Annotated in this window: 21 protein-coding genes; 18 read left to right on the top strand and 3 right to left on the bottom strand. The window is 72.9% G+C overall.

Annotation, left to right across the window (positions count from 1 at the left end; translation table 11 throughout):
* From QUV83_RS09660 to gatB, 10 genes are all read left to right on the top strand, one after another.
* Nucleotides 1-1212: a cysteine desulfurase family protein gene (locus tag QUV83_RS09660; protein WP_289564217.1), complete on the top strand. Its 1212-nt coding sequence runs from the start codon at nucleotides 1-3 to the stop codon at nucleotides 1210-1212.
* Nucleotides 1212-2324 carry a tRNA 2-thiouridine(34) synthase MnmA gene (gene mnmA, locus QUV83_RS09655; RefSeq protein WP_289564216.1) on the top strand — a complete coding sequence of 371 codons (1113 nt, stop codon included), beginning with the start codon at nucleotides 1212-1214 and terminating at the stop codon, nucleotides 2322-2324. The genes QUV83_RS09660 and mnmA overlap by 1 nt, the downstream gene beginning before the upstream one ends.
* The gene (locus QUV83_RS09650) at nucleotides 2321-3337 is read left to right on the top strand and encodes a hypothetical protein (protein ID WP_289564215.1); all 1017 of its coding nucleotides are present in this window, start codon (nucleotides 2321-2323) and stop codon (nucleotides 3335-3337) included. The genes mnmA and QUV83_RS09650 overlap by 4 nt, the downstream gene beginning before the upstream one ends.
* Nucleotides 3338-3342: 5 nt before the next feature.
* The gene (locus tag QUV83_RS09645; protein ID WP_289564214.1) at nucleotides 3343-3717 is read left to right on the top strand and encodes a hypothetical protein; all 375 of its coding nucleotides are present in this window, start codon (nucleotides 3343-3345) and stop codon (nucleotides 3715-3717) included.
* Between the two features lie 107 nt (nucleotides 3718-3824).
* Nucleotides 3825-6107 (top strand): NAD-dependent DNA ligase LigA, encoded by a 2283-nt coding sequence (ligA, locus tag QUV83_RS09640; RefSeq protein WP_289564256.1) that lies wholly within the window; start codon nucleotides 3825-3827, stop codon nucleotides 6105-6107.
* Entirely contained in the window at nucleotides 6104-7408 is a 1305-nt protein-coding gene (locus tag QUV83_RS09635; protein ID WP_289564212.1) for a GNAT family N-acetyltransferase, read from the top strand. The genes ligA and QUV83_RS09635 overlap by 4 nt, the downstream gene beginning before the upstream one ends.
* Before the next feature lie 106 nt (nucleotides 7409-7514).
* Nucleotides 7515-7934: a pilus assembly protein CpaE gene (locus QUV83_RS09630; protein WP_066587370.1), complete on the top strand. Its 420-nt coding sequence runs from the start codon at nucleotides 7515-7517 to the stop codon at nucleotides 7932-7934.
* A gap of 48 nt (nucleotides 7935-7982) precedes the next feature.
* Nucleotides 7983-8279 carry an Asp-tRNA(Asn)/Glu-tRNA(Gln) amidotransferase subunit GatC gene (gatC, locus tag QUV83_RS09625; RefSeq protein ID WP_289564209.1) on the top strand — a complete coding sequence of 99 codons (297 nt, stop codon included), beginning with the start codon at nucleotides 7983-7985 and terminating at the stop codon, nucleotides 8277-8279.
* Entirely contained in the window at nucleotides 8279-9793 is a 1515-nt protein-coding gene (gene gatA, locus QUV83_RS09620; RefSeq protein ID WP_289564208.1) for an Asp-tRNA(Asn)/Glu-tRNA(Gln) amidotransferase subunit GatA, read from the top strand. The genes gatC and gatA overlap by 1 nt, the downstream gene beginning before the upstream one ends.
* The gene (gene gatB / locus QUV83_RS09615) at nucleotides 9790-11295 is read left to right on the top strand and encodes an Asp-tRNA(Asn)/Glu-tRNA(Gln) amidotransferase subunit GatB (protein WP_289564206.1); all 1506 of its coding nucleotides are present in this window, start codon (nucleotides 9790-9792) and stop codon (nucleotides 11293-11295) included. The genes gatA and gatB overlap by 4 nt, the downstream gene beginning before the upstream one ends.
* 136 nt (nucleotides 11296-11431) lie before the next feature.
* Here gatB and QUV83_RS09610 read toward each other — a convergent pair whose 3' ends face one another.
* Complete coding sequence (locus QUV83_RS09610; protein WP_289564204.1) at nucleotides 11432-12226, bottom strand: MerR family transcriptional regulator; 795 nt, start codon at nucleotides 12224-12226, stop codon at nucleotides 11432-11434.
* Between the two features lie 88 nt (nucleotides 12227-12314).
* On the bottom strand, nucleotides 12315-13670 hold the full coding sequence (locus tag QUV83_RS09605; RefSeq protein WP_289564202.1) for a cryptochrome/photolyase family protein: 1356 nt from the start codon (nucleotides 13668-13670) through the stop codon (nucleotides 12315-12317).
* 86 nt (nucleotides 13671-13756) lie between these two features.
* Between QUV83_RS09605 and QUV83_RS09600 the strand changes: the two genes are divergently transcribed.
* Together QUV83_RS09600 and QUV83_RS09595 are read left to right on the top strand one after the other, a co-directional pair.
* Complete coding sequence (locus QUV83_RS09600; RefSeq protein ID WP_289564200.1) at nucleotides 13757-14302, top strand: GNAT family N-acetyltransferase; 546 nt, start codon at nucleotides 13757-13759, stop codon at nucleotides 14300-14302.
* A gap of 301 nt (nucleotides 14303-14603) precedes the next feature.
* Nucleotides 14604-16130: a peptide MFS transporter gene (locus QUV83_RS09595; RefSeq protein ID WP_289564198.1), complete on the top strand. Its 1527-nt coding sequence runs from the start codon at nucleotides 14604-14606 to the stop codon at nucleotides 16128-16130.
* 136 nt (nucleotides 16131-16266) lie between these two features.
* Here QUV83_RS09595 and QUV83_RS09590 read toward each other — a convergent pair whose 3' ends face one another.
* Nucleotides 16267-17247 (bottom strand): LacI family DNA-binding transcriptional regulator, encoded by a 981-nt coding sequence (locus tag QUV83_RS09590; RefSeq protein ID WP_289564254.1) that lies wholly within the window; start codon nucleotides 17245-17247, stop codon nucleotides 16267-16269.
* 142 nt (nucleotides 17248-17389) lie between these two features.
* On the opposite strand from QUV83_RS09590, the gene QUV83_RS09585 reads away from it, so the two are divergent.
* The 6 genes from QUV83_RS09585 to ilvD all read left to right on the top strand — a co-directional run bounded on the left by QUV83_RS09585 (nucleotide 17390) and on the right by ilvD (nucleotide 25471).
* On the top strand, nucleotides 17390-18700 hold the full coding sequence (locus tag QUV83_RS09585; protein WP_289564197.1) for an ABC transporter substrate-binding protein: 1311 nt from the start codon (nucleotides 17390-17392) through the stop codon (nucleotides 18698-18700).
* 5 nt (nucleotides 18701-18705) lie between these two features.
* Nucleotides 18706-19743, top strand: coding sequence for a carbohydrate ABC transporter permease (locus QUV83_RS09580; protein WP_436231898.1), 1038 nt, complete (start codon nucleotides 18706-18708; stop codon nucleotides 19741-19743).
* Nucleotides 19740-20633: a carbohydrate ABC transporter permease gene (locus QUV83_RS09575; RefSeq protein WP_289564196.1), complete on the top strand. Its 894-nt coding sequence runs from the start codon at nucleotides 19740-19742 to the stop codon at nucleotides 20631-20633. Before QUV83_RS09580 ends, QUV83_RS09575 begins: the two co-directional genes overlap by 4 nt.
* 143 nt (nucleotides 20634-20776) lie before the next feature.
* Complete coding sequence (locus tag QUV83_RS09570; protein ID WP_289564250.1) at nucleotides 20777-22993, top strand: glycoside hydrolase family 3 N-terminal domain-containing protein; 2217 nt, start codon at nucleotides 20777-20779, stop codon at nucleotides 22991-22993.
* 72 nt (nucleotides 22994-23065) lie between these two features.
* Entirely contained in the window at nucleotides 23066-23722 is a 657-nt protein-coding gene (locus QUV83_RS09565) for a VOC family protein (protein ID WP_289564195.1), read from the top strand.
* An 18-nt stretch (nucleotides 23723-23740) separates the two neighbouring features.
* A complete protein-coding gene (ilvD, locus tag QUV83_RS09560; protein ID WP_289564193.1) occupies nucleotides 23741-25471 on the top strand; it encodes a dihydroxy-acid dehydratase in 1731 nt (576 codons plus the stop codon).
* The last annotated feature ends 108 nt before the right edge of the window (nucleotides 25472-25579 follow it).

Here is a 25579-nt window from a genome sequence, read left to right as displayed (position 1 = left end):
GTGAGTGTCTATCTGGACCATGCGGCGACCACGCCGATGCTCCCCGAAGCCGTCAGCGCCTTCACCGAGGCCCTGGTCCGCACCGGCAACCCCTCGTCCTTGCACTCCTCTGGCCGGGCCGCCCGCCGCACCGTCGAGGAGGCGCGTGAGCGGCTCGCCGCCGCCCTGGGCGCCCGGCCGAGCGAGGTGGTCCTCACGGCAGGCGGAACCGAGGCGGACAACCTCGCCGTGAAGGGCCTGTTCTGGGCGCGGCGCGCGCAGGACCCGGCCCGGCGGCGCATCCTCGTCTCCGCCGTCGAGCACCACGCGGTGCTTGACCCGGCCTTCTGGATGGCCGAGCACGCCGGCGCCGAGATCGTGCTGCTGCCCGTCGACTCGGACGGCGTGCTGCGGATCGACGCGCTCGCCGCCGAGCTCGAGGCGCACGGCGACTCCGCGGCGCTGCTGTCCGTGATGTGGGCGAACAACGAGGTGGGCGCGCTGCAGCCGCTTGCCGACGCCGTCGCCCTGGCGCGCCGGCATGGCGTTCCCGTGCACGCCGACGCGGTGCAGGCGGTGGGGCAGGTTCCCGTCGACTTCGCGGCATCGGGCCTCGACGCGCTCACCGTGAGCGGTCACAAGGTCGGTGGGCCGATGGGGGTGGGCGCGCTGCTCGCCCGGCGCGGCCTCGACCTGACGCCGGTGCTGCACGGCGGCGGCCAAGAGCGCGGGGTGCGATCGGGCACGCTCGACACCCCGTCGGCGGCGGCCTTCGCGGTGGCGGTGGAGTCGGCTGTGGCCGCCCGCCCGACGACGGCGCCGCGACTGGCGGCGTTGCGCGACCGGCTCGTGGCCGAGGTGCGGCGCGTCGTCCCCGACGCCGTGCTGCGCGGGCCCGCCGACCCGTCGCTGCGGCTCCCGGCGAACGCGCACTTCACCTTCCCCGGCTGCGAGGGCGACTCGCTGCTGTACCTGCTGGACTCCGCGGGAGTCGAGTGCTCCACCGGCTCCGCGTGCCAGGCGGGCGTGCCGCAACCCAGCCACGTGCTCCTGGCGATGGGCGCGGGCGAGGACGAGGCCCGGGGCGCGCTGCGCTTCACACTCGGCCACACGTCCACCGAGGCCGATGTGGACCGGCTCGTCGAGGTGCTCCCCGCCGCCGTCGAGCGGGCACGGGCCGCAGGGCTCTCGGGCCGCCCGCGCGCGGCCAGCGCAGCGGGAGAGGGCCGCTGATGCGGGTGCTCGCCGCCCTCTCCGGGGGAGTGGACTCCGCGGTGGCCGCGGCCCGCGCGGTGGACGCCGGGCATGACGTGGTCGGCGTGCACATGGCGTTGTCCCGCAACCGGGCCCAGCACCGCACCGGCTCCCGGGGCTGCTGCTCGATCGAGGACGCGGGGGACGCGCGCCGCGCCGCCGACGTGCTGGGCATCCCGTACTACGTGTGGGACCTGTCCGAGCGTTTCGAGGACACCGTCATCGCCGACTTCCTGTCCGAGTACGCGGCAGGGCGCACCCCGAACCCGTGCGTGCGCTGCAACGAGCACATCAAGTTCGAGGCGCTGCTCGACAAGGCCCTCGCACTCGGCTTCGACGCGGTGTGCACGGGCCACTACGCGCGGGTCGAGCGTCCCGCCGGTGGGGCGCCGCAGTTGCACCGGGCGCGTGACGCCGCGAAGGACCAGTCGTACGTGCTCGCCGTGATGGGCCCCGAACGCCTCGCGCGGTCGATGTTCCCGCTCGGCGACGTCGCGTCCAAGGACGACGTGCGCGCCGAGGCCGCCGCGCGCGGGCTGTCCGTGTCGGCCAAGCCGGACTCCTACGACATCTGTTTCGTCGCCGACGGCGACACCCAGGGCTTCCTGCGCGAGCGGCTCGGCGCACGGCCGGGCGACGTGGTCGACACGACGGGCGCCGTCGTGGGCTCCCATGACGGCGCCTACGCGTACACCGTCGGGCAGCGCAAGGGCCTGGCGCTCGGCAGGCCCGCGCCCGACGGCAAGCCGCGGTACGTCCTGTCCATCGAGCCTGTCAGCAACACCGTGGTGGTGGGCCCGGCCGAGGCCCTGCGGGTCGGCGGCATCCGCGGCGACGCCGCAGTGTGGCTCGAGCGGCCCGCGGGCGACGACTGGTTCTCGTGCGCCGTGCAGGTGCGCGCGCACGGCGAGGCGGTCCCGGCCCGCGCCCGCGCGCTCGGCGACCTCGGGGACGAGGTCGAGGTCCGGCTCGACGATGACGAGCCCGGCCTGCAGGGCGTCGCGCCCGGGCAGTCGCTGGTGCTCTACTCCGGCACGCGCGTGCTCGGCCAGGCCACGGTCAGCGGCTCCACCCCGGCGGGCTCGGCATGACGGGCGTCAGCGGCTCCGGGCCCTGGCCCGGGGACGACGTCCTCGAGGCGCAGACCGTCGTGGTCGGCGACCTGGCGGACGCCCCCACCGGCGTCACCGGGCTGCCATTCGCCGTGCGGCTGCCGCAGCGTGGGCCCTGGGGCGGCCCGACGGGGACCGCCGCCACGCTGCTGGTCGACATGCCCACCGAGCTCGGCCCGCACGGCTGGAAGCTCGCGGACCGTCCCGGCGGCGACCTCGCCCGTGCCCAGGCCCTGCGCCGCGAGGACCTCGACGCGCTGGCTGTCGCGGCCCACGGCCTCACCGGACCGCTGGTGGTCCCGGTGACCGGGCCGCTCACGCTCGCCGCACGGCTCTACCTGGCCCGCGGCGACCGGGTGGTCTCCGACCGCGGCGCGCTCGAGGAGCTCACGTGGTCGCTCGCCGCGGGGATCGCCGAGCACCTGGCCGACGTGCGGCGCCTCGTGCCCGGCGTCGAGCCCGTCGTGCTGCTGCACGAGCCGCTGCTCGCCCAGGTCGTCGCCGGGGTGCTGCCCAGCTTCTCCGGCTACAGCGCGCTGCGCGCCGTGCCCGCGCCCGCCGCCACCGAGCTGCTGGGCGTCGTCGTGCGCGGCGCGCGCCCGGGCGCCGGGCAGGTCGTGGTGCATGGCGGGGCGACGTGGACGGCGCTGCGCCCCGCAGTGGCGGCCGGGGCGGACGGTGTCGCGCTCGCGCTCCCCGGACTCGACGAGCGGGCCTGGGAGCACATCGCCGAGGCCGTCGAACAGGGCACGGCGCTCTGGGCCGAGCTGCCGCCCCTGACGTCCTCGCAGTGCGCCGGGCCCGACCTGCGCGCCCAGGCCGACGCGCTCACCGTGCCCTGGCGCCGCGTCGGGCTGCCCGCCGAGGGACTGGCCCGCGCTACCCTCCTGCCGCCAGCGCCCGACGCGTCGGCGACACCTGACCAGGCACGCGCGGCGCTCGCCGCGGCGGTGCGGGCGGCCGAGCTGGTCGCCGAACGAGCGGAAGGCTGACCGCGATGGCGCGCACGGCAGGACGTACCCGGGGGCAGCTGCTCGCGCTGCTGGCCGGCTCAGGGCTGGCGCTCGTCGGCCTCGTGGTGCTGCTCGTCGGGTGGATCGGCGTCGGGGTCTCCACGCTCGAGTCGAGCAACGCGACCGACGAGCCGTGCCTGGTCGCCTACGCCGCCGAAGAGGCGAGCGTGCAGTTCACGGCGTTCCCGCCGCGCGCGGTGTGCACCTGGGACGCGGACGGCGCCGAGGTGGTCGTCGCGCAGATGTCGCCCCAGGTGTTCGCGGCCGGGCTCGCCGCGGCCGTGGTCGGCGTCGGGGTGACGGTGACGGTGGGAGCGCTGACCCGGCGCCGCCGGGTGGCGCCCGCGCTGGTGGGCTGACCCTGCGGCCTCCCGCGCCGACGGCCGAACAGCGCGCGGCGTGTGTGGGCGGGACACGCGATGATGTGCCGGTGAGCACCGCACCTGATCCCGCAGTCGACCCGAGCATGTCGCAGGGGGCCGAGCCGTCGGCCGCGACGCCCGAGGAGGTCGCCGCCCGGCGCCGGTGGACCGAGCTCGCCGAGCGCGTCCGCGACCTGCAGTTCGCCTACTACGTGCGCGACGCCCCGCTGGCGAGCGACGCCGAGTACGACGAGTCGATGCGCGCGCTGGAGGCGCTCGAGGAGGAGTTCCCGGCGCTGCGGACCCCCGAGTCGCCCACGCAGGTGGTCGGCGGCACGTTCTCCACCGAGTTCACCGCCGTGGACCACGTCGAGCGGATGCTGTCGTTGGACAACGCGTTCTCCGCTGAGGACGTCGCCGCGTGGGCCGAGCGCGTGGCCCGTGACGTCGGCGAGAGCCCGGGCGGGCTGCACTACCTCACCGAGCTCAAGATCGACGGGCTCGCCATCGCCCTGCTGTACGAGCGGGGGAGGCTCGTGCGGGCCGCCACCCGTGGTGACGGGCGGACTGGTGAGGACGTCACGCTGAACGTGCGGACCATCCCCACGATCCCGCAGGTGCTGGCGGGCGACCCGGCTGGCCACCCGGAGCTGATCGAGGTCCGCGGCGAGGTGTTCCTGCCGGTGGAGGCGTTCACGGAGCTCAACGCCGCCCAGGTGGAGGCGGGCAAGGCCCCGTTCGCGAACCCCCGCAACGCGGCGGCGGGCTCGCTGCGGCAGAAGGACCCCCGGGTCACGGCCTCGCGTCCGCTGCGCATGTACGCGCACGGCATCGGCGCGCTGCGCTGGGGCGATGGCACGGGCGGCGCCGGCCTCGAGCGGCAGTCGCAGGTGTACGACCTGCTCGCCGGGTGGGGGGTGCCCGTCTCGTCGCACACCCGCGTCGCGGCCGGGCTGCCCGAGGTGCAGGAGATGATCGACCACTACGGCGAGCACCGCCACGACGTGGAGCATGAGATCGACGGCATCGTCATCAAGGTCGACGAGATCTCGCTGCAGCGCCGGCTCGGGTCCACCAGCCGCGCCCCGCGCTGGGCGATCGCGTACAAGTACCCGCCCGAGGAGGTCAACACCAAGCTCCTCGACATCCGGGTGAACGTCGGGCGCACCGGCCGGGTCACGCCCTTCGGCGTCATGGAGCCGGTCCGGGTCTCCGGCTCCACCGTCGAGATGGCGACGCTGCACAACGCCAGCGAGGTGGCGCGCAAGGGCGTGCTGATCGGCGACACCGTGGTGCTGCGCAAGGCCGGCGACGTGATCCCCGAGATCGTCGGGCCCGTCGTCGAGCTGCGCGACGGCACGGAGCGGCCCTTCGAGATGCCGACGGAGTGCCCGTCCTGCGGCACGCCGCTCGCCCCCGCCAAGGAGGGGGACATCGACATCCGGTGCCCCAACGCGCGCTCGTGCCCGTCCCAGCTCCGTGAGCGGGTCTTCGGCATCGGCTCACGCGGCGGGCTCGACATCGAGGCGCTCGGCTGGGAGGCCGCGATCGCCCTCGTCGACCCCGAGTTCAACAGGCCCGAGGACGCGCAGGGCGAGCCGCAGACGCCGGTGCTCAGCACCGAGGCCGGGCTCTTCGACCTGCGCGCCGAGGACCTCGCCGACGTGCGGGTGTGGCGCGAGAAGAAGAAGTCCGGGGTCGGCACCGGGGTCTGGGAGCAGGTCCCGTACTTCTACACCCGGCCCACCGCGAAGAAGCCCTCGGCCCCCTCCGCGACGACCCTCAAGCTCATCGAGCAGCTCGAGCTGGCGAAGTCCAAGCCGCTGTGGCGGGTGCTTGTGGCCCTGTCGATCCGGCATGTGGGACCCACGGCCGCCCGCGCGCTGGCCGGGGAGTTCGGCACGATCGAGGCGGTCCGGGACGCGGACGCCGCGGCGCTCGCGGCCGTCGACGGGGTCGGCCCCACCATCGCCGCAGCGGTGCAGGAGTGGTTCCACGGCGAGGGCGCCGACTGGCACAACGAGATCGTGGACCGCTGGAAGGCGGCGGGCGTGGTCATGGCCGACGCCCGCGACGAGTCCGCGCCGCGCACCCTCGACGGCCTCACGGTGGTGGTCACCGGCGGGCTCGAGGGGTTCAGCCGGGACGGCGCCAAGGAGGCCATCCTCAGCCGCGGCGGGAAGGCGTCGGGCAGCGTGTCGAAGAAGACCGACTACGTGGTGGTGGGGGAGAACGCCGGCAGCAAGGAGGCCAAGGCGCGCGAGCTCGGGCTGCGGATCCTCAACGAGGCGCAGTTCACGCGACTGCTCGCCGAGGGGCCGGCGGCCTTCGCCGACGAGGCCGATGAGGTCGTTGTTGACGCGGGCGCCGGGGCAGACGAGGCATGACCGCGCTCACCGAACGGGGTCGCGGCGTGCTGGTCCGGGCCGCCGCCACGCCCGCCGAGATCGCGGGCGCGGGCGAGGTCACTGCCGCCGCCTATCTGTCGGACGGCCTGCTGACAGCCGAGCATCCGTACACGCGTGAGCTGCGGGACGCGGCGCGACGCGCTGCGGAGGCGACCCTGCTCGTCGCGCTCGGCCCCGGCGGCCCGGGCTCGGCGGAGCCCTCGGTGGTCGGCACGTTGACGCTGGCGCGCCGGGAGAGCCCGTGGGCGGAGTTCGCGGAGCCCGGCGAGGTGGAGCTGCGGATGCTCGCCGTGGCGCCCGGGGCCCGCGGCCGCGGGGTGGGGGAGGCGCTCATGCGGTCCGCCCTGGGGGAGGCCGTGGCCCTCGGCGCCCATCGCGTGGTGCTCTCGACGCTCGACTCGATGCGCACCGCGCACCGGCTGTACGGGCGCCTCGGATTCGTCGCCGCGCCGGCCCGTGACCGGCACGACCACGGGATCGACATGCGCGTGCTCGAGTGGGCCGCGCCGCCGGCCCCCGGTGTCGCGGTGGAGGCCGCCACCTGGCCTCCGCTCGAGGTCGTCGACGTGGACGGGTGGCGGCTCGGGATCTCGGGCGGGTTCACCCGCCGCGCGAACAGCGTGCTCCCGCTCGCGGAGCCCGGCGATGTGGCGGACGCCCTCGCACGGGTGGAGCGGTGCTATGGCGAGCGCGGGCTGCCCACCGTGTTCCGCGTCGGCCGCGAGAGCCGCCCGGACGGGTTGCGCGACCTGCTCCTCGCGCGTGGGTACGCGCCTGCGGCGGTGACGGACGTGCTGGTGCTCGATGGGCTCACAGCCGAGGGCACGGGCTCTGGGGTCACGGTCGGCCAGGCATCCGGGCTGTTGCCGGGGGTGGCTGGCGACATGGCCCTCGACATCGCCGACGCGCCCGACGAGGCATGGCTGGCCTGCTGGACCGGCGTCAAGGCCGGCGCGGGCGCGGACCTGGACCTCGCGCGGGCAGTCGTCACCGGATCGCGCGCCGCCTACCTCAGCGCGCGTGACGCCACCGGGGTGGTCGGCGTGATCCGGGCCGCGTTCGCGGACGACTGGACGGGCCTGTCCTGCCTGACCGTCGTGCCCGCCGCCCGGCGCCGGGGCCTCGGTCGCGCGCTCACGCGGGCGGCGCTCGACGTGGCCGCCCGGTCCGGAGCCCGCAGGTCCTTCCTGCAGGTCGAGGCCGGCAACGTGGGCGCGGCGGCGCTCTACGCGCAGATGGGGTTCCAGCCGGCCGACCGGTACTGCTACGTCGAGCGATAAGACGTCTGGGCGTCCGGGGCGACGACGCGGCCTACCCGCCATAGCGGGTAGGCCGCCCCGGTCGCCCTGAGGTGCCGCCGTCCGTGGGCCGTTCGATACTGGCCGCATGGTCTCTGTCGATCGCGCGTTGCGGCTCCGTGCCGCCGGCATGAGCTGGCGCCCGCGCGCCGGCGACCGGTTCACGATCCTGCAGCCCGAGCTCTCCGGCGAGGTCTTCACCATCTCGGACATGATGATCGAGGCGCATGAGTTCCCCACGGGCACGGTGCTCGGCTTCAACGGCACCACCGAGTGGGCGCTGGACTCCGTGTCGCAGGAGGACGCGTTGTGGCTGCCGAGCGAGGGCCAGCTCCGCGAGCTGCTGGGCGGCACGTTCCGCAGCCTGTCGCGCGGCATCGACGACTACCAGGTGGTCGTGGAGCTGCCTGGCCGCCCCGAGCAGTCGTTCCGGGCCCCGACGGTGCCCGACGTGTACGCCGATGCGCTGCTCGCCCTGGTCGCGGCGGCTGTGGACCGGGTCCGATGAGCCCCGGGCCGTCGCTGCGGCCATCGTCGAACGCCTAGACTTCGAGGCATGTCCACCCTCTCCCGCGACGAGGTCGCGCGCGTGGCAGCCCTGGCCCGGATCGACCTGACGACCACCGAGCTCGACCGCCTGGCGGGCGAGCTCGACGTGATCGTCGAGTCGGTCGCCCGGGTCAGCGAGGTCGCCACGCCCGACGTGCCCGCCACCAGCCACCCGCTGCCCCTGACGAACGTCTTCCGGGCGGACGTCCCCGAGCCGCCGCTCCCGGTGGAGGACGCGCTCGCCGGCGCCCCCGCGACGCAGGACGGCAAGTTCCTCGTCCCGCAGATCATGGAGGAGGACTGATGACCGACCTGACGCGGCTGAGCGCCGCCGACCTGGCCGACAAGCTCGCCGCCCGCGACGTCTCAAGCGTCGAGGCCACGCAGGCCCATCTGGACCGGATCGCCGAGGTCGAGCCCGCGGTGCACGCGTTCCTGCACGTGAGCGGCGACGAGGCGCTGGCCACGGCCCGTGACATCGACGCGCGCCGCGCCGCTGGCGAGCAGCTGCACACGCTCGCCGGGGTGCCGATCGCGGTCAAGGACATCATCGTCACGAAGGGCCTGCCGACGACGGCCGGCTCGAAGATCCTCGAGGGCTGGGTGCCGCCGTACGACGCGACGCTCGTGTCCCGGATCAAGGACGCGGGCCTGCCGATCCTCGGCAAGACCAACATGGACGAGTTCGCGATGGGCTCCTCCACGGAGCACTCCGCGTTCGGCAACACGCACAACCCGTGGGACCTGGACCGCATCCCCGGCGGCTCGGGCGGTGGCTCGGCCGCCGCGGTGGCCGCGTATGAGGCGCCGCTGGCCATCGGCACGGACACGGGCGGCTCGATCCGCCAGCCCGCGGCCGTCACCGGCACGGTCGGGGTCAAGCCGACGTACGGCGGCGTGTCCCGCTACGGGCTGATCGCGCTGGCCTCGAGCCTGGACCAGGCGGGCCCGGTGACCCGCACGGTGCTGGACTCGGCGCTGCTGCACGAGCTCATCGGCGGCCACGACCCGCGTGACTCCACCTCGATCGACGAGCCGCTGCCCGACCTGGTCGCGGCCGCCCGCCTGGGCCGCACCGGCGACCTCACCGGGGTGCGCGTCGGCGTGGTCAGCGAGCTCACCGGCGAGGGCTACCAGGCGGGCGTCAGCGCGCGCTTCGCGGAGTCCCTCGACCTGCTGCGCTCGGCGGGCGCGGAGATCGTCGAGGTCTCCTGCCCGCACTTCACGTATGCGCTGGGCGCGTACTACCTGATCCTGCCGAGTGAGGCGTCGAGCAACCTGGCGAAGTTCGACGGCATGCGCTTCGGCCTGCGCGTCGAGCCCGACGAGGGCCCGATCACGGCCGAGCGCGTCATGGCCGCCACGCGTGGCGCGGGCTTCGGCGACGAGGTCAAGCGCCGCATCATCCTGGGCACCTACGCGCTGTCCGCGGGGTACTACGACGCGTACTACGGCAGCGCGCAGAAGGTCCGCACGCTGATCCAGCGCGACTTCGCGGCCGCGTTCGAGCAGGCCGACGTGCTGGTCTCCCCGACGGCGCCGACCACGGCGTTCAAGCTCGGCGAGAAGCTCGACGACCCGCTGGCGATGTACCTCAACGACGTCGCCACGATCCCCGCGAACCTCGCGGGCGTGCCGGGGCTGTCGGTGCCGAACGGCCTGTCGGACGACGGCCTTCCCGTCGGCTTCCAGGTGCTGGCGCCGGCGAAGGCGGACGACCGGCTGTACCGCGTGGGCGCCGCGCTCGAGGCGCTGCTGGAAGCACAGTGGGGCGGTCCGCTCCTGGATCGCGCGCCCGAGCTGGAGGTGGGCAAGTGAGCACGCAGACCGTCGACCTGGTCGACTACGACGAGGCCGTGCGCCGGTACGACCCGGTGATCGGCATCGAGGTGCACGTCGAGCTGGGCACCGCGACCAAGATGTTCTGCCCGGCCCCGGCGGTGTTCGGCGAGGAGCCCAACACGTCCGTCTCCCCGGTCTCGCTGGGCCTGCCCGGCGCGCTGCCGGTGGTCAACGGGACGGCCGTGGAGTACGCGATCCGGATCGGCCTGGCGCTGAACTGCCAGATCGCCGAGTCCTGCCGCTTCGCCCGGAAGAACTACTTCTACCCGGACGTCCCGAAGAACTTCCAGACGTCGCAGTACGACGAGCCGATCGCGTTCGACGGCTACCTCGACGTCGAGCTGGACGACGGGGAGATCTTCCGCGTGCAGATCGAGCGCGCGCACATGGAGGAGGACGCGGGCAAGAACACCCACGTCGGCGGCTCCACGGGCCGCATCCAGGGCGCCGAGTACTCGCTGGTCGACTACAACCGCGCGGGCATCCCGCTGGTGGAGATCGTCACGCGTCCCATCGAGGGCGCGGGGGAGCGGGCGCCCGAGGTGGCGCGCGCCTACGTGCAGACCCTGCGGGACATCTTCCGGGCGCTCGGCGTCTCGGAGGCCCGCATGGAGCGCGGCAACGTGCGCGCCGACGTGAACCTGTCGCTGCGCCCGACGCCCGAGTCGGTGCTCGGCACCCGCACGGAGACGAAGAACGTCAACTCGTTCCGCTCGGTGGAGCGCGCCGTGCGCTACGAGGTGTCGCGGCAGGCCGCGGTGCTCGACGCCGGTGACACGGTCACGCAGGAGACGCGGCACTGGCACGAGGACACCGGCATCACCACCGCCGGCCGCGTGAAGTCCGACGCCGAGGACTACCGGTACTTCCCGGAGCCCGACCTGGTGCCGGTCAACCCGAGCCGTGAGTGGGTCGAGGAGATCCGCGCGACGCTGCCCGAGCTGCCCGCCGCACGGCGCCGCCGTCTGCAGGGCGTGTGGGGCTTCGCGGACGCGGAGATGCGCGACGTCGTCAACGCGGGCGCCATCGAGCTGATCGAGGCGACGGTGGCGGCGGGCGCGAGCCCGGCGGCCGCGCGCAAGTGGTGGATGGGCGAGCTGGCCCGCACCGCGAAGACGCAGGAGGTGGAGCTGGGCGACTTGCCCATCACCCCCGCGCAGATCGGCCAGCTCCAGGCGCTCGTCGACTCGGGCCGGATCAACGACAAGCTGGCCCGCCAGGTGCTCGAGGGCGTGTTGGCGGGGGAGGGCGACCCCGAGCAGGTCGTCGTCGCCCGCGGGCTCGAGGTCGTCTCGGATGACGGCCCGCTGCTCGAGGCCATCGACGCGACGCTCGCCGCGCAGCCGGACCTGGCGGAGAAGATCCGCTCCGGCAACCAGGGCCCCATCGGCGCGATCATCGGCGCGGTGATGAAGGCCACTCGTGGGCAGGCCGACGCCGGCCGTGTGCGCGAGCTCGTGCTGGAGCGGCTCAGCTAGGGCTGATCACATCGCGTGCGCCTTCCGCGCACAGAGCGACGCACAGCGGGGCGCGACCGACAGGTCGCGCCCCGCTGTGCGTTGGCGGCATTTCTGAGAATGTCCCGGCCCCATGGCCCCGTCAGGACAGGGCCCGTCAGGACAGGGCGCTGTCCGCGTAGACCCGGATCGCGTCCCGCAGGTACGCGGCGAGGCCGGGCGCGTGGGCGTCGTACACGGCGGCGAAGCGCTCATCCGCCACGTACATGTCGCCGAGCCCGGTGTAGGCCTCACGCCCGGGCGTCCACGACACGCTGACCCACGCGTGGTGGCGGGCGATGAGCGCTTGGACCTCGGGGTCGTCCACGGGCGTGCCCGCCACGAGGCATCGGGCGAGCTCGCGGCTGACGGCGTCGTGCTCGGCGGTGTGCCGGGCGCGACCCTCCTCGCCGAGGCTCGTCCATGTGGCCTGACTGCGGTCCACTGCCTCGTCCCCCCAGCGCTCGCGCGCCTCGGCGTCGTACTGGCTGTTGTCGAATCCGGCGTACATGTCCTTGGCTTCCATGGCTGGTCCCCCTTCAAGGGACTCGAGGGTGGAGGCGACGGTGGCGGCGAGCCGTGCGAAGCGGTCGCTCTCCGCGAGCAGCCGCTCCCGGTGCTCGCGGAGCAGGTCGAGCCGGGCCTGGCGTGCGGCGTCGGGCTCGGCGGCGTCCTCGACGCGGAGCGCGTCGGCGATCGTCGCGAGGTCGACCCCGAGCTCGCGCAGCACGAGGATCTGCTGCAGCCGCAGGAGCTCGGGGCGCCCGTAGACGCGGCGCCCCCCGGCGGCGGCGCCGCAGGGTGTGAGCAGGCCGATCGCGTCGTAGTGGCGCAGGGTGCGCGACGTGGTCCCCGACAGCCGGGTGACCTCGTCGATGGTCCAGGTCTCGTCCTGGACCGAGCCCGTCTCCATGCCGCCCCTCCTCATGTCGTCTCCTGACGGCGGGACTTCCGCCGTCGAGAACGACGCTACGAGTTGACGTTACGTCAAGCGCAAGCGCTCATCTCAACGCCCTGACGCGGGCGTTGTCCTCGAGCGCGACGCGCCGCTCCACGGCGTGGTCCACGAGCCGTTCCGGGTAGTCCACTGTCCCGGCGGGCAGCCGCCACGGCTCGTGCACGGCGGCGCCCGCGACCCCGCGCAACTCGGGGACCCACCGGCGCACGTAGTCGCCGTCGGGGTCGAACCGCTGCCCCTGGGCCACCGGGTTGAACACCCGGAAGAACGGCGCCGCGTCGCGCCCGGTCCCCGCCACCCACTGCCAGTTGAGCTGGTTCTGGCTCAGGTCCGCGTCCACGAGCCACCGCAGGAAGTGCTCGGCGCCGCGCTGCCACCGGATGTGCAGGTCCTTGACCAGGAAGGACGCCACCACCATGCGCGTGCGTCCGTGCATCCACCCCTCGGCGCGGAGCTGGCGCATGCCCGCGTCGACGAACGGGTACCCGGTGCGGCCGTCCTGCCAGGCGGTGAGCAGGGCGTGCTCGCGGTCGCCGCCGGCCCACGCGTCCTCGGGCGCCACCGGCCGCAGCGACTCGGTCCGCGCCGACGGATGGTGGTGCAGCACGTCGGCGTGGAACTCGCGCCACGCGAGCTCGCTGCGGAACATCGCAGGCCCGTCGCCCTCGAGGCGGCCGAGGTCGGCGAGCAGCGTGCGGGGGTGCACCTCGCCCCAGCGCAGCGCAGCGGACATCCGCGAGGTCCCGTCCCGGTCGGGGCGGTCCCGCTCGTCGGCGTAGCGGGGAACCACGTCGTCGAGCGCGGACGCCCATCGGCGCCGGGCGGCGTCCTCCCCGGCGTCGGGCAGGCGGAGCCCGCCCAGGCCTGGCTCGGCGGGCAACGCCGCCCCGCCGCCGGGATCAGCCCAGCGCACGCGGGCGGCGTCCCCGGCGGGTCCGGGCCACCCGTGCTCGAGCCACGCCGTGCGGAACGGCGTGAACACCTGGAACGGGCTGCCGGTGCGGGTGCGCAGCACGCCCGGGTCCACCGCGTAGGCCGAGCCGGTGCGCGTCAGCGCAGTGCCCGCCGCGTTCAGCGCGGCCTCGACGGCCAGGTCGCGCCGCACGCCGTACGGCTCATGCGACGCCGCGACGTGCACGGCCGCGGCCCCCACGTCGCGGGCCAGGCGCGGCACCTCATCGACGGGGTCGCCCCGCAGCACGACCAGGCGCCCGTCCATGCTGGCGTCGAGGGCTGCGAGGCTGCGCAGCAGGTAGGCGAGTCGCGGGGCGCCCGCGGACCGCCACAACACGTCGTCGAGGACGAACACCCCGACCACGTCCCCGCCGGCGGCCGCGGCCAGCAGCGCCGGGTTGTCGGCCAGGCGCAGATCGCGGCGGAACCAGTGGATCGCAGTCACGCGGCCACGCTAGCCGCGACGGTCCACCGGGAAACCTCGACGACATCCTCGGGACGTAGGCTCGTGCGGTGAATGAAGGAGGCGTCATGAAGAAGCCGTCCCTCGAGGGGGAGATGATCCGGCTGCGCCCCGTCCGCGCGGATGACGCGGACGCGATGTGGGAGATGGTGCAGGACCCGGAGGGCGCCCGCATGACGGGCACGACCACGGTGTTCAGCCGCGCGCAGATCGACGACTGGTGCTCGACGATCGCCGACGCCGACGGCCGCATCGACCTCGCGATCACCGCGAACGGCTCCGACGAGTACCTGGGCGAGATCGTCCTGAACGAGATCGACGACGTGGTGCGCAGCGGCAACCTGCGGCTCGTGATGCGCCCGGGATACCGCGGCCGCGGCTACGGCACCGAGGCGATCCAGCTGATGCTCGGGCTGGCGTTCGACGGGCTCGGCCTGCACCGCGTGGAGATGGACGTGCTGAGCATCAACCCGCGGGCCCGTTCCCTGTACGAGAACCTCGGCTTCCGCGTCGAGGGCAGGCTCCGGGACGCGTACCGCGACGGCGAGCGCTGGTGCGACAGCCTGGTGATGGGGCTGCTCGAGGACGAGTTCCGCGCCAGCCAGCTGGACTGACCGCCGCCTGCGCGCCAACCCCTGGCGCCAGGCCGCCGATCCGGTCGTGTCGAGCGACCGGACGGCGGCCTGGCAGGGGTACCTGGCCACGGATCAGCATGGTCAGGCGTCTGCAGGCGGACTGGTGGTCCGCTGCCGGCATCGCCCCTCGTCGTGAGGCACTCGTGGTCCCCTGGATCGCGAGGCGAACCGGCTTGTCCAGGATGCTGTGTGCCGGGCGCGGGCGTGTGGGCCGTTCGTCCTGGTCAGGCAATCGTTCTGTGCCCAGGCCGGTTTCCCCTACTCGATGCACGATGGGGGGATGACTAGCGCACCGGTCCAGCCCTCGCCGGAGCACCAGCCGCCGGTGCCCCGCGACCACGCGTTCTTCGGGCACCCCCTGGGACTCTTCACCCTCTTCAACACCGAGCTGTGGGAGCGGTTCAGCTACTACGGGATGCGCGCCATCCTGCTGTTCTACTTGACGGCCTCCGTCGAGGACGGCGGCCTCGGCATCGCGAGCAGCACCGGGGGCGCGCTCGTCGCGATCTACGGCACGGCCGTCTACCTGCTGTCGGTGGTCGGTGGCTGGCTCGCCGACCGGGTCATGGGCGCCCGCAGGGCCACGCTGTACGGCGGCGTCGTCATCGCCGCGGGGCATGTGCTCCTGACGATCCCCTCGGCGGGCTTCTCCTTCGCGGGCATCGCCTGTGTCGCGGTCGGCACCGGGCTGCTCAAGCCGAACGTCTCGACCATGGTCGGCGAGCTCTACGACCGGGAGGACCCGCGGCGCAGCTCCGGGTTCTCGATCTTCTACATGGGCATCAACATCGGCTCGTTCGCGGCGCCGTTCGTGGTCGGGGCGGCGCGTGCCTGGGGCGGCTTCCACGCCGGGTTCGCGGTGGCCGCCATCGGCATGGCGATCGCGCTGGTGTTCTTCGTCGCCGGCCGGCGGCTGCTGGGCCATGCGGGCGACCAGCCCGGCAATCCCCTGACCCGGGCGGACCGCCCCGCGCTGGCACGCACGGGGGCCCTGGTGCTCCTGGCCGTCGGGCTCGCGGTGCTGCTCGCGTCGTGGGTGTCGGGGGAGTCCGGGCTCGGCGTCCTCATCGACGCGTTGTCGTACCTGGCGTTCGCGGCGCCCATCGCGTACTTCCTGGTGATGTTCCGCTCGCCGCGGGTGAGCGCGCATGAGCGCTCGCGGCTGACCGCCTATGTGCCGCTGTTCCTCACGGCCGTGGCGTTCTGGATGATCTTCGAGCAGGCGGCCAGCACCTTGGCGGCCTTCGCGGAGAACAGCACGGACCGCACGGTCTTCGGGTGGACGATCGCGCCGGAGGTCTTCCAGTCGGTGAACCCGGCGGGCATCGTGCTGCTCTCGCCGGTGTTCGCGTGGATTTGGTACAAGACGGACAACCGGCCGTCCACGGCGGTGAAGTTCGCCATCGGGCTGACCATGGCCGCGTCGAGCTTCCTCTTCCTGTCGGCCGCGTCGGCGATCGCCGGTGACGGGAAGAGCCCGGCCTGGGTGCTGGTGCTCACCTATGTCATGCAGACGCTGGGCGAGTTGTGCCTGTCGCCGATCGGGCTCGCGGCCACGACCCTGCTCGCTCCCGAGGCGTTCCGCAGCCAGGCGATGGCGCTGTGGTTCCTGGCTCCCGCGGCGGGCAACGCCATCACCGCCCAGCTCCTGACAGCCACCGAGGGGGTCAGCGAGACGGCGTACTTCGGCTGGATCGGCGCGATCGCGATGATCCCCGCGTTGGCGATGTTCGCGTTGGCCCCGTGGGTGACCCGGCACATCAAGGCGGGCGCGGAGAGCACCCGTGAGGCCGAGTTGCAGTCGTGATCCTGCGCATCGGACGAGTGATCACCGCTGGGCCGCATGGGTGGCGCCGCCTGGGCCGGACGGGTGAACTCGGTGGGTGATCCTGGCGGGCGCCGCGGCGGCGTCAGGCGCCCGTCCAGCGCGCGGGGGAGTGAGGTCAGCGGCGCGGGGGCGCGCAGGAGACCCGCATCACGAGCTCGGTGGGCAGTCTCAGGTGGGAGGGCCGCTCGCGGCCGTCGATCAGGTCGACCAGGAGCCGCAGGGCCTCCGAGCCCATGCGCTGCAGCGGCTGGTTGATGGTCGTGAGCGGCGGGGTCGCGAGGGCGGACTCCGGCACGTTGTCGAACCCGATGACCGACAGGTCGTCGGGCAGGCTCATGCCCAGCCCGCGCGCGACGGTCATGACCTGGATGGCGGAGAGGTCGTTCGCCGCGAACACGGCCGTGGGCGGGTCGGCGCGGTCGAGGAGCGTGCGCGCCGGGCCGTCGGCGGTCTCGGGCCGGTAGCCGCCAACCGCCACGAGGGACTCGTCGACGGGGATGCCCGCGGCCTCCATCGCCTGGCGGAAGCCCTCCTCGCGCTGCTGCGCGGAGTCGAGGTCCTCGCGCCCGCCGAGGAAGCCGATGCGCCGGTGGCCGAGCGCGATCAGGTGCTCGGTGGCGAGCACCGCTCCACCGCGGTTGTCCGAGTCGATCATGGGCACCCCGGACGGCCCGGTGTGCGGGTCGACGGCCACGACGGGCACGCCGTGGTTGGTCCCGACCACTGTCGGCGTGACGATGATCGCGCCGTCGATCAGCGTGCCGGACAGGCGTGAGAGGTACCGCTTCTCCCAGCCGACGTCGCCTCCGCGCCCGCCGCCGGAGTACGCGAGCAGCTCGTAGCCCGTGGCGGCGACGGCCGTCGACGCGCCCTTGAGCAGCTCGGTGCTGAACGGCTCGAACTCGGCGACGAGGATGCCCAGCACGTTGGTGCGGTGCCGGCGCAAGGATCGCGCTCCGAGGCTGGCCTCGTAGCCGAGGTCGTCGATGACCTCCTGGACGCGGGCCAGGGTGCTCTGGGCGACGCCGTAGCGGCCGTTGACCACTTTCGAGACCGTGGCCACGGAGACTCCTGCGGTCCGGGCCACATCAGCCATTTTCACGCGGGGAGTCGTGTCCACGTGGGGAAGCATAGAGCATCAGTTCGATAACGATATCGACAACGATTGACGCAACGGCCGAAATGCTGCCAACCTGATCCGCGTCCCGCCCTGTCAGTGACGACGAGGAGATTCGACGATGAAGAAGACGAGGACCGCAGCGCTCCGCACCCTCAGCTTGGGTGTGGGTATGGCGCTGCTCGCAACTGCGTGCAGCTCGGGCACCGGCGCCGGAGAAGGCACGGAAGAGGGCAACGGAGACGCCACCACGATCACCTGGTGGCACAACTCCAACACCTCGCCTGGCAAGGACTACTACGACCAGGTCGCGGCTGACTTCGAGGCCGACAACCCGGGCGTGACCATCGAGGTCAGTGCCATGCAGCACGACGACATGGTGACCAAGCTCGACGCGGCGTTCCAGAGTGGGGACGCGCCCGACATCTACATGGAGCGTGGCGGCGGCGAGCTCGCGGCCCACGTCGAGGCGGGCCTGACCAAGGACCTGACCGACAGCTCGGCCGACGCGATCTCGACGATCGGCAGCGCCGTCGCCGGTTGGCAGGTCGACGGCAAGACCTACGGCCTGCCGTTCTCCATGGGCGTCGTCGGGTTCTGGTACAACAAGTCGCTGTTCGCCCAGGCGGGCATCACGACTCCTCCGGCCACGATGGATGAGTTCTACACGGCCGTCGACCAGCTCAAGGCGGCGGGCATCGAGCCCGTCTCCGTGGGCGCCGGCGAGAAGTGGCCCGCAGCGCACTACTGGTACTACTTCGCGCTGCGCGAGTGCTCGCAGAAGACGCTGCAGGACGGCGTCGGCACGCTCGACTTCAGCGACCCGTGCTTCGCCAAGGCGGGCGTCGACCTCGAGCAGCTCATCGCGGCCGAGCCGTTCAACGCGGGCTTCCTGGCGACGCCCGCCCAGAAGGGCCCGACCAGCGCCTCGGCCCTCCTCGCGACCGGCAAGGTCGCCATGGAGCTCGCCGGCCACTGGGAGCCCGGCGTGATGCAGGGCCTCACCGAGGACAAGCAGGGCCTCGGCGACGACACCGGCTGGTTCCCCTTCCCGGCCGTGAGCGGCGGCAAGGGCGACCAGACGGCTGTCCTCGGCGGCGGTGACGCCTGGGCCGTGACCCAGGACGCCCCCGATGTTGCTGTCGACTTCGTGAACTACCTGCTCTCCGACAAGGTCCAGCAGGGCTTCGCGGACAACGACATGGGCCTGCCGACGAACCCCTCGGCGACCCAGTACGTGAAGGACAAGGCGCTCGCCGACCTCCTTCAGGTCCGTGACGCCGCGCCGTTCGTCCAGCTCTACTTCGACACGGCGTTCGGCTCCTCGGTCGGCGGCGCGATGAACGACGCAATCCTGCTGGTGTTCGCCTCCAGCGGCACCGCGCAGGACATCGTGGACGCCACCCAGGCGGCGGCTGACGCGGAGAAGTGACCGACGTGGCAGACGAAACGACCGCCCCCATGGGCGCCTCCGTCTCGGCTGCGACGTCCACCTCCCAGGCCCCGGTCGCCGGTCGCGCTTCGGCGCGGCCGGCGGCCCGGGCCCCGGGCGGACGCCGTGGGCCGGGCCCCGCCTGGCGCAAGCGCGCGGAGATCTTCTTCTTCGTGGCGCCCGCGCTCCTTCTCTTTCTTTTCTTTGTGGTGTGGCCCATTGTCAAGGCGGTCCAGTTCTCGCTGTACCGCTGGAAGGGATTCGGCCCGCTGGTCGATTTCGTCGGGCTGAAGAACTACGTGAGCGTCCTCCAGAACGACGTCTTCACGGGCGCGTTGCAGCACAACCTCACGATCGTGGTCCTCTCGATCCTCATTCAGCTTCCGCTCGGCCTGGCTATCGCGCTGCTGCTCAATCGCAAGATGTGGGGCCAGGGCGTTCTGCGGACCATCATCTTCGTGCCCTATGTGTTGGCCGAGGTCATCGCGGGTGTGGTGTGGTTCCAACTGCTGCAGCCCAAGTACGGCGTGATCGACACGATCCTCGGCGCGATCGGGCTCCAGGGCCCGCCGCAGGGCTGGCTCGGCACCCCCGACAAGGCGATGATCGCCGTGATCGTCGTGCTCACCTGGAAGTACCTCGGCCTGGCCGTGATCCTCTTCCTGGCCGGCCTGCAGGGCGTCCCGGAGGAGCTCTACGAGGCCTCGCAGCTCGACGGCGCCAGTTGGTGGCAGATCCAGCGGAAGATCACGATCCCGCTGCTCGGCCCGACCATGCGCACCTGGGGCTTCCTGTCGATGATCGGCTCACTGCAGCTCTTCGACATGGTGTGGATCCTCACCAAGGGCGGGCCAGCGAACGCGACCACCACGATGGCGACCTTCCTCATCAACGAGGGCACCAAGCGGCAGAACTTCGGCATCGCCTCAGCGGCCTCCGTGATCCTCTTCGTGATCGCACTGGTCCTGGCGCTGGTCTACCAGCGCTTCGTGATGCGCCGTGACACTCACGACCCGGCACCCCGGAAGAAGGCAAAGCGATGAGCGCCGGCACCCTGACCTCGGCGCCGAAGACGCCCCACTCGCAGCCGGAGCCTCCTCGTCGGCGTTTGAAGCGCCCCGGGGGCGGCAACCCGCTCGTCTACGGGCTGGCCCTGGTGGTGGTGGCACTCACCCTCGGGCCCGTGCTCTACGGCGTGCTCGGCGGCTTCCGCTCCAACTCCCAGCTCGCGGAGAACCCCGCCGGCCTGCCGTCCCCGTGGATCCTGTCGAACTACACGGGCGTCCTCACCAACCCGGACTTCTGGCAGTACACGCTGAACTCCACGATCATCGCGCTCGTGACCACGGCGATCGTCGTCGTCTTCGGGATCATGGCGGCGTACCCGCTGGCGCGGTACAAGTTCCGCGGGCGTGAGCAGCTCTTCCTGGTCTTCGTGGCCGGGCTGCTGTTCCCCGCGACCGTCGCGATCGTGCCGCTGTTCATCCTCATCACCAAGGACCTCGGCCTCGGCAACACGTGGTGGGGGGTGGCCCTGCCACAGGCGGCCTTCGCGCTGCCGACGACGGTGATCATCCTCCGGCCGTTCCTGCAGGCCCTGCCTGACGAGCTCGAGGAGGCCGCGCTGATCGACGGCGCCTCCCGCATCGGGTTCTTCTGGCGGATCCTGGTGCCGCTGTCCGGCCCGGGCATGGTGACGGTGGGCGTGCTCGCGTTCGTCGCGTCGTGGAACGCGTACCTGTTGCCGCTCCTGCTGCTGCAGGGGGACATGAAGACGCTGCCGCTGGGCGTCGCGGACTACTCCTCCGAGTACTCCTCCGACACGGCGGGGGTGTTCGCGTTCACCTCGCTCGCGATGATCCCCGCGCTCGTGTTCTTCCTCGCCATGCAGAAGCGGATCGTCAACGGCCTGCAGGGAGCGGTGAAGGGATGACCCCCGCGCCGCTGGACGGGGCGGGCGCCCCACCGCGCCCGCTCCGGCTCGTCAGTTCCAATGAAGGGGATGGTTCGGTGACTGTTCTGCAGCCGCTGGCTGATTCTGGGGTGCTCACACGTCCGCGCGCGCTGCTCGCGCGGATGACCCTCGAGGAGAAGCTCGCGCAGATCGTGGGGTTCTGGGAGAAGGCCGACGGCGAGGCAGTGGCGCCGTTGCAGGGCGAGTTCACCCACGACGTCGGCCTGGCCGAGGCGATGCGGCACGGGCTCGGGCACCTGACCCGGGTGTACGGCACCCGTCCGGTGGAGCCGGTCGAGCGGGCGCAGTGGCTGTGGGAGAAGCAGCGCTCGCTGGTCCGCGACACCCGGCTGGGCATCCCCGCGATCGTGCATGAGGAGTGCCTGACCGGCCTGTCGGCCTGGCGCGCCGCGACGTTCCCGACGCCGCTGGCGTGGGGCGCCGCGTTCGACCCCGACCTGGTGGCCGAGATGGGCGCCGTGATCGGCGACTCGATGCGCGTGCTGGGCGTCCACCAGGGCCTCGCGCCGGTGCTCGACGTGATCCGCGACCCCCGTTGGGGTCGGGTCGACGAGTGCATCTCCGAGGACCCGTATGTCGTCGGGACGCTCGGGACCTCCTACGTGCGCGGCCTGCAGTCCATGGGCGTGCACGCCACCCTCAAGCACTTCGTGGGCTACTCGGGGTCGCAGTCGGGGCGGAACTTCGCCCCGGTGCACGCCGGGCCGCGCGAGGTCGAGGACGTCCTGCTCGTGCCGTTCGAGATGGCCCTCCTCGACGGCGGCGCCCGCTCGGTGATGCACTCCTACGCCGAGATCGACGGCGTGCCCGTGGCCGCCGACCCGGCGCTGCTCACCGGCGTGCTGCGCGACCGCTGGGGCTTCGACGGCGCCGTGGTGGCGGACTACTTCGGTGTGGCCTTCCTGCACCTGCTGCACTCCGTGGCCGCCGACCTCGGCGAGGCGGCGGGCCTGGCCCTCGCCGCCGGGGTCGACATCGAGCTGCCGACGGGCGACGCGTACCTCGCGCCGCTCGCCGAGGCGGTGCGTGCAGGGCGCGTCGACGAGGCGCTCGTGGACCGCGCGGTGCTGCGGGCGCTCGAGCAGAAGGAGGAGCTCGGGCTCCTCGACGCGACCTTCGACGACGAGCCGCCCACGGCTGTCGACCTCGACAGCCCCGAGCACCGCAAGATCGCCGCGCGCTTGGCCGAGGAGTCCCTCGTGCTGCTCGCGAACGACGGGACGCTGCCGCTGGCCTCGCCGGCGCGCGTCGCGGTCATCGGGCCGAACGCCGACCGCGTCGAGGCGCTGTTCGGCTGCTACTCGTTCCTCAACCACGTGCTCGCGCACCATCCGGGCGCCGAGGTGGGGATCGAGATCCAGACGGTGGCCGACGCGATCGCCACTGAGCTGCCCGGGGCGGAGATCATCGGCGCGCGCGGCTGCGCTGTCGATGATGACGACCGTTCGGGCTTCGCTGCGGCGACCTCGGCGGCGGCCACCGCCGAGGTCGCCGTGGTCGTCGTCGGCGACCACGCCGCGCTGTTCGGCCGTGGCACCGTCGGTGAGGGGTGCGACCGCGACGACTTGGAGCTGCCTGGTGTCCAGCGCGAGCTCGTCGAGGCCGTCCTCGCCACCGGGACGCCCGTGGTGCTCGTGCTGCTCACCGGTCGCCCGTACGCGATCGACTGGGCGCTCGACCGCTGCTCGGCAGTGGTGCAGGCGTTCTTCCCGGGGGAGGAGGGCGCGCCGGCCATCGCCGGGGTGCTGTCCGGACGGGTGAACCCGTCCGGGCGACTGCCGGTGAGCATGCCGCGCTCGGCGGGCGCGCAGCCGTACACGTACCTGCACCCGCAGTTGGGCGGCAACGGCGACGTGACGAACCTGCGCACCACGCCTGCGCTGCCGTTCGGCCACGGGCTCTCGTACACGACGTTCGCCCGGTCGGAGCTCCAGGCTCCGGCGCAGTCGCCCACGGGCTCGCCGATCGAGGCGAGCGTGCGGGTCGCCAACACGGGCGATCGGGCCGGGGAGGACGTCGTGCAGCTCTACGCCCGCGACGTCATCGGCTCGGTGACCCGCCCGGTGGCGCAGCTCGTCGGGTACCAGCGTGTGCGGCTGGAGCCGGGCGAGTCTGTCGTGGTCTCGTTCTCGGTGCCGCCGGCACGGTTGGCGTTCGCCAACCGCGACCTGGACCGGGTCGTGGAGCCAGGCGAGCTGGAGCTGTGGGTCGGGCCCTCGTGCGCCGAGCGCGAGACCGAGGCGCGGACGACGCTCACCGGGCCCGTGCACCGGGTGGACGTGAACAGCGAGCGCTGGACGTCCGTCTCGGTGCGTTGAGGTAGCCCGAGGGGTCAGTAGCGCGCCGGGCGTCGACAGGCACATGTCGGCGCCCGGCGCCACGCTGTGCCCATGAGCGATCTGCTGAGCCACGCCGATGTGACAGCCCGCACCGACGCGCGCCACTGGCGCGTGCTCCTGCACACGATCCACGCCTCGTTCCGCACCGAGACGTTCTCGCGCGGCTTCCTGCTCGCCCAGCGCATCACCATCGCTGCCGAGGCCGTGCAGCACCACCCCGACCTGCACCTGACCTACGGCCGTCTGCGCGTGGCGCTCACGAGCCACGACGTGCATGGCGTGAGCGAGCGCGACGTCGCGCTCGCGGCCGTGATCAGCCACATCGCCGACGAGCTGGGGATCGAGTCAGAAGTCCCGGTGCTGGGGATCACGGAGATCGCCGTCGACGCGCTCGACATCCCCGCGGTCCTGCCGTTCTGGCGGGCGGTCTTCGCCTACCGCGACGACCCGGGCTCGACACCGGCGCTCGAGGACCCGGCGGGCATCGGCCCGTCGATCTGGTTCCAGCAGATGGACGCGCCGCGCCCACAGCGCAACCGCATCCACCTGGACGTCACCGTGCCGCACGATGTGGCGGAGCAACGGGTGGCGGACGCGATCGACGCCGGCGGCCATGTGGTGAGCGACCAACGCGCGCCGTCGTTCTGGGTGCTGGCCGACGCGGAGGGCAACGAGGTGTGCGTGAGCACCTGGCAGGCCAGGGACTGACGGCGCCACACTCCGAGGATGCCCACTGCCCCCGAGTTCCCATCCGGCGCCCCGGTGAGCGGCGTCGACATCAAGCCACGGTCGCGCCAGGTCACCGACGGGTTGGAGGCCACGGCCGCCCGCGGCATGCTGCGGGCCGTCGGCCTCGGCGACGACGACTTCGCGAAGCCGCAGATCGGCGTCGGCAGCTCGTGGAACGAGATCACGCCGTGCAACCTGTCCCTCGACCGGCTGGCCAAGGCCGTCAAGGAGGGCGTGCACGAGGCGGGCGGGTTCCCGCTGGAGTTCGGCACCATCTCGGTGTCGGACGGCATCTCGATGGGCCATGAGGGCATGCACTTCTCGCTGGTCAGCCGCGACGTCATCGCGGACTCGGTGGAGGTGGTGATGCAGGCCGAGCGGCTCGACGGCTCGGTGCTGCTGGCCGGCTGCGACAAGTCGCTGCCGGGCATGCTGATGGCCGCCGCGCGCCTCGACCTCGCCAACGTGTTCCTGTACGCGGGATCCACGCTGCCGGGCTTCGTCACCTTGGAGGACGGCACCGAGAAGGACGTCACGATCATCGACGCCTTCGAGGCCGTGGGCGCATGCGCGCGGGGCCTGATGAGCCGGGAGGACGTGGGCCGCATCGAGCGCGCGATCTGCCCCGGCGAGGGCGCCTGCGGCGGGATGTACACCGCGAACACGATGGCGTCGGTGGCCGAGGCGATGGGCATGTCGCTGCCCGGCTCGGCGGCGCCGCCCGCGGTGGACCGGCGCAGGGACGTGTTCGCCCGGCAGTCCGGTGAGGCCGTCGTGGAGCTGCTGCGCCGCGGCATCACCGCCCGGCAGATCATGACGAAGCCGGCCTTCGAGAACGCGATCGCCGTGGTCATGGCCTTCGGCGGCTCGACGAACGCGGTGCTGCACCTGCTGGCCATCGCGCATGAGGCCGAGGTCGACCTCACCCTCGACGACTTCGCGCGGGTGGCGGCGCGGGTGCCGCATCTGGGCGACCTGAAGCCGTTCGGCAGGTACGTGATGAGCGACGTCGACCGGGTGGGCGGCGTGCCGGTGGTGATGAAGGCGCTGCTCGACGCGGGGCTGCTGGACGGCGACTGCCTCACCGTCACGGGCCGGACCGTCGCGGAGAACCTCGCGGACATCGCGCCTCCCGACCCGGACGGCAAGATCCTGCGGGCGATGGGCGACCCGATCCATCGCTCCGGCGGCATCACGATCCTGCGGGGCTCACTCGCGCCAGAGGGCGCCGTGGTGAAGTCGGCGGGGTTCGACTCCGACGTGTTCGAGGGCACGGCCCGGGTCTTCGACCGGGAGCGCGCGGCGATGGACGCGTTGGAGGACGGCACGATCGTCGCGGGCGACGTCGTGGTGATCCGCTACGAGGGGCCCAAGGGCGGCCCGGGCATGCGGGAGATGCTGGCCATCACCGGCGCGATCAAGGGCGCGGGGCTGGGCAAGGACGTGCTGCTGTTGACCGACGGGCGGTTCTCCGGCGGGACCACGGGGCTGTGCGTCGGGCATGTGGCGCCGGAGGCGGTGGACGCGGGGCCGATCGCGTTCGTGCGCGACGGCGATCGCATCCGCCTCGACGTCGCGAACGCGCGGCTGGACCTGCTGGTGGCGCCGGAGGAGCTCGAGGCGCGCGCAGCCGGCTGGGCGCCGTTGCCGCCGCGGTACACGCGGGGGGTGCTCGGCAAGTACGTGCGGCTGGTGCAGTCCGCGTCGGTGGGGGCGGTGCTGATTTGAGGGCGGCGCCGATCTAGGGGCGGCGCCGATCTGAGGGCCGCGCCGATCTGAGGGCCGCGCAGGCGGCTGTCCGCGCAGGTGAGGCTAGGACCGCGTCCGAGAACTGGA

Source organism: Cellulomonas cellasea, assembly GCF_030372105.1.
In the GTDB taxonomy this organism is placed as follows: domain Bacteria; phylum Actinomycetota; class Actinomycetes; order Actinomycetales; family Cellulomonadaceae; genus Cellulomonas_A; species Cellulomonas_A cellasea_A.
Note: the sequence above shows the minus strand (reverse complement) of the source record. Positions and strands in the feature narration are given on the sequence as shown.

What these genes read in the sequence shown, in the direction of transcription:
- mnmA (WP_289564216.1), top strand. Translation starts at nt 1,212, where the DNA reads ATGCGGGTGCTCGCCGCCCTCTCCGGGGGAGTGGACTCCGCGGTGGCC.
- QUV83_RS09650 (WP_289564215.1), top strand. Translation starts at nt 2,321, where the DNA reads ATGACGGGCGTCAGCGGCTCCGGGCCCTGGCCCGGGGACGACGTCCTC.
- QUV83_RS09645 (WP_289564214.1), top strand. Translation starts at nt 3,343, where the DNA reads ATGGCGCGCACGGCAGGACGTACCCGGGGGCAGCTGCTCGCGCTGCTG.
- ligA (WP_289564256.1), top strand. Translation starts at nt 3,825, where the DNA reads ATGTCGCAGGGGGCCGAGCCGTCGGCCGCGACGCCCGAGGAGGTCGCC.
- QUV83_RS09635 (WP_289564212.1), top strand. Translation starts at nt 6,104, where the DNA reads ATGACCGCGCTCACCGAACGGGGTCGCGGCGTGCTGGTCCGGGCCGCC.
- QUV83_RS09630 (WP_066587370.1), top strand. Translation starts at nt 7,515, where the DNA reads ATGGTCTCTGTCGATCGCGCGTTGCGGCTCCGTGCCGCCGGCATGAGC.
- gatC (WP_289564209.1), top strand. Translation starts at nt 7,983, where the DNA reads ATGTCCACCCTCTCCCGCGACGAGGTCGCGCGCGTGGCAGCCCTGGCC.
- gatA (WP_289564208.1), top strand. Translation starts at nt 8,279, where the DNA reads ATGACCGACCTGACGCGGCTGAGCGCCGCCGACCTGGCCGACAAGCTC.
- QUV83_RS09610 (WP_289564204.1), bottom strand. Translation starts at nt 12,226, where the DNA reads ATGGAGACGGGCTCGGTCCAGGACGAGACCTGGACCATCGACGAGGTC.
- QUV83_RS09600 (WP_289564200.1), top strand. Translation starts at nt 13,757, where the DNA reads ATGAAGAAGCCGTCCCTCGAGGGGGAGATGATCCGGCTGCGCCCCGTC.
- QUV83_RS09595 (WP_289564198.1), top strand. Translation starts at nt 14,604, where the DNA reads ATGACTAGCGCACCGGTCCAGCCCTCGCCGGAGCACCAGCCGCCGGTG.
- QUV83_RS09590 (WP_289564254.1), bottom strand. Translation starts at nt 17,247, where the DNA reads ATGGCTGATGTGGCCCGGACCGCAGGAGTCTCCGTGGCCACGGTCTCG.
- QUV83_RS09585 (WP_289564197.1), top strand. Translation starts at nt 17,390, where the DNA reads ATGAAGAAGACGAGGACCGCAGCGCTCCGCACCCTCAGCTTGGGTGTG.
- QUV83_RS09575 (WP_289564196.1), top strand. Translation starts at nt 19,740, where the DNA reads ATGAGCGCCGGCACCCTGACCTCGGCGCCGAAGACGCCCCACTCGCAG.
- QUV83_RS09570 (WP_289564250.1), top strand. Translation starts at nt 20,777, where the DNA reads ATGACCCTCGAGGAGAAGCTCGCGCAGATCGTGGGGTTCTGGGAGAAG.
- QUV83_RS09565 (WP_289564195.1), top strand. Translation starts at nt 23,066, where the DNA reads ATGAGCGATCTGCTGAGCCACGCCGATGTGACAGCCCGCACCGACGCG.
- ilvD (WP_289564193.1), top strand. Translation starts at nt 23,741, where the DNA reads ATGCCCACTGCCCCCGAGTTCCCATCCGGCGCCCCGGTGAGCGGCGTC.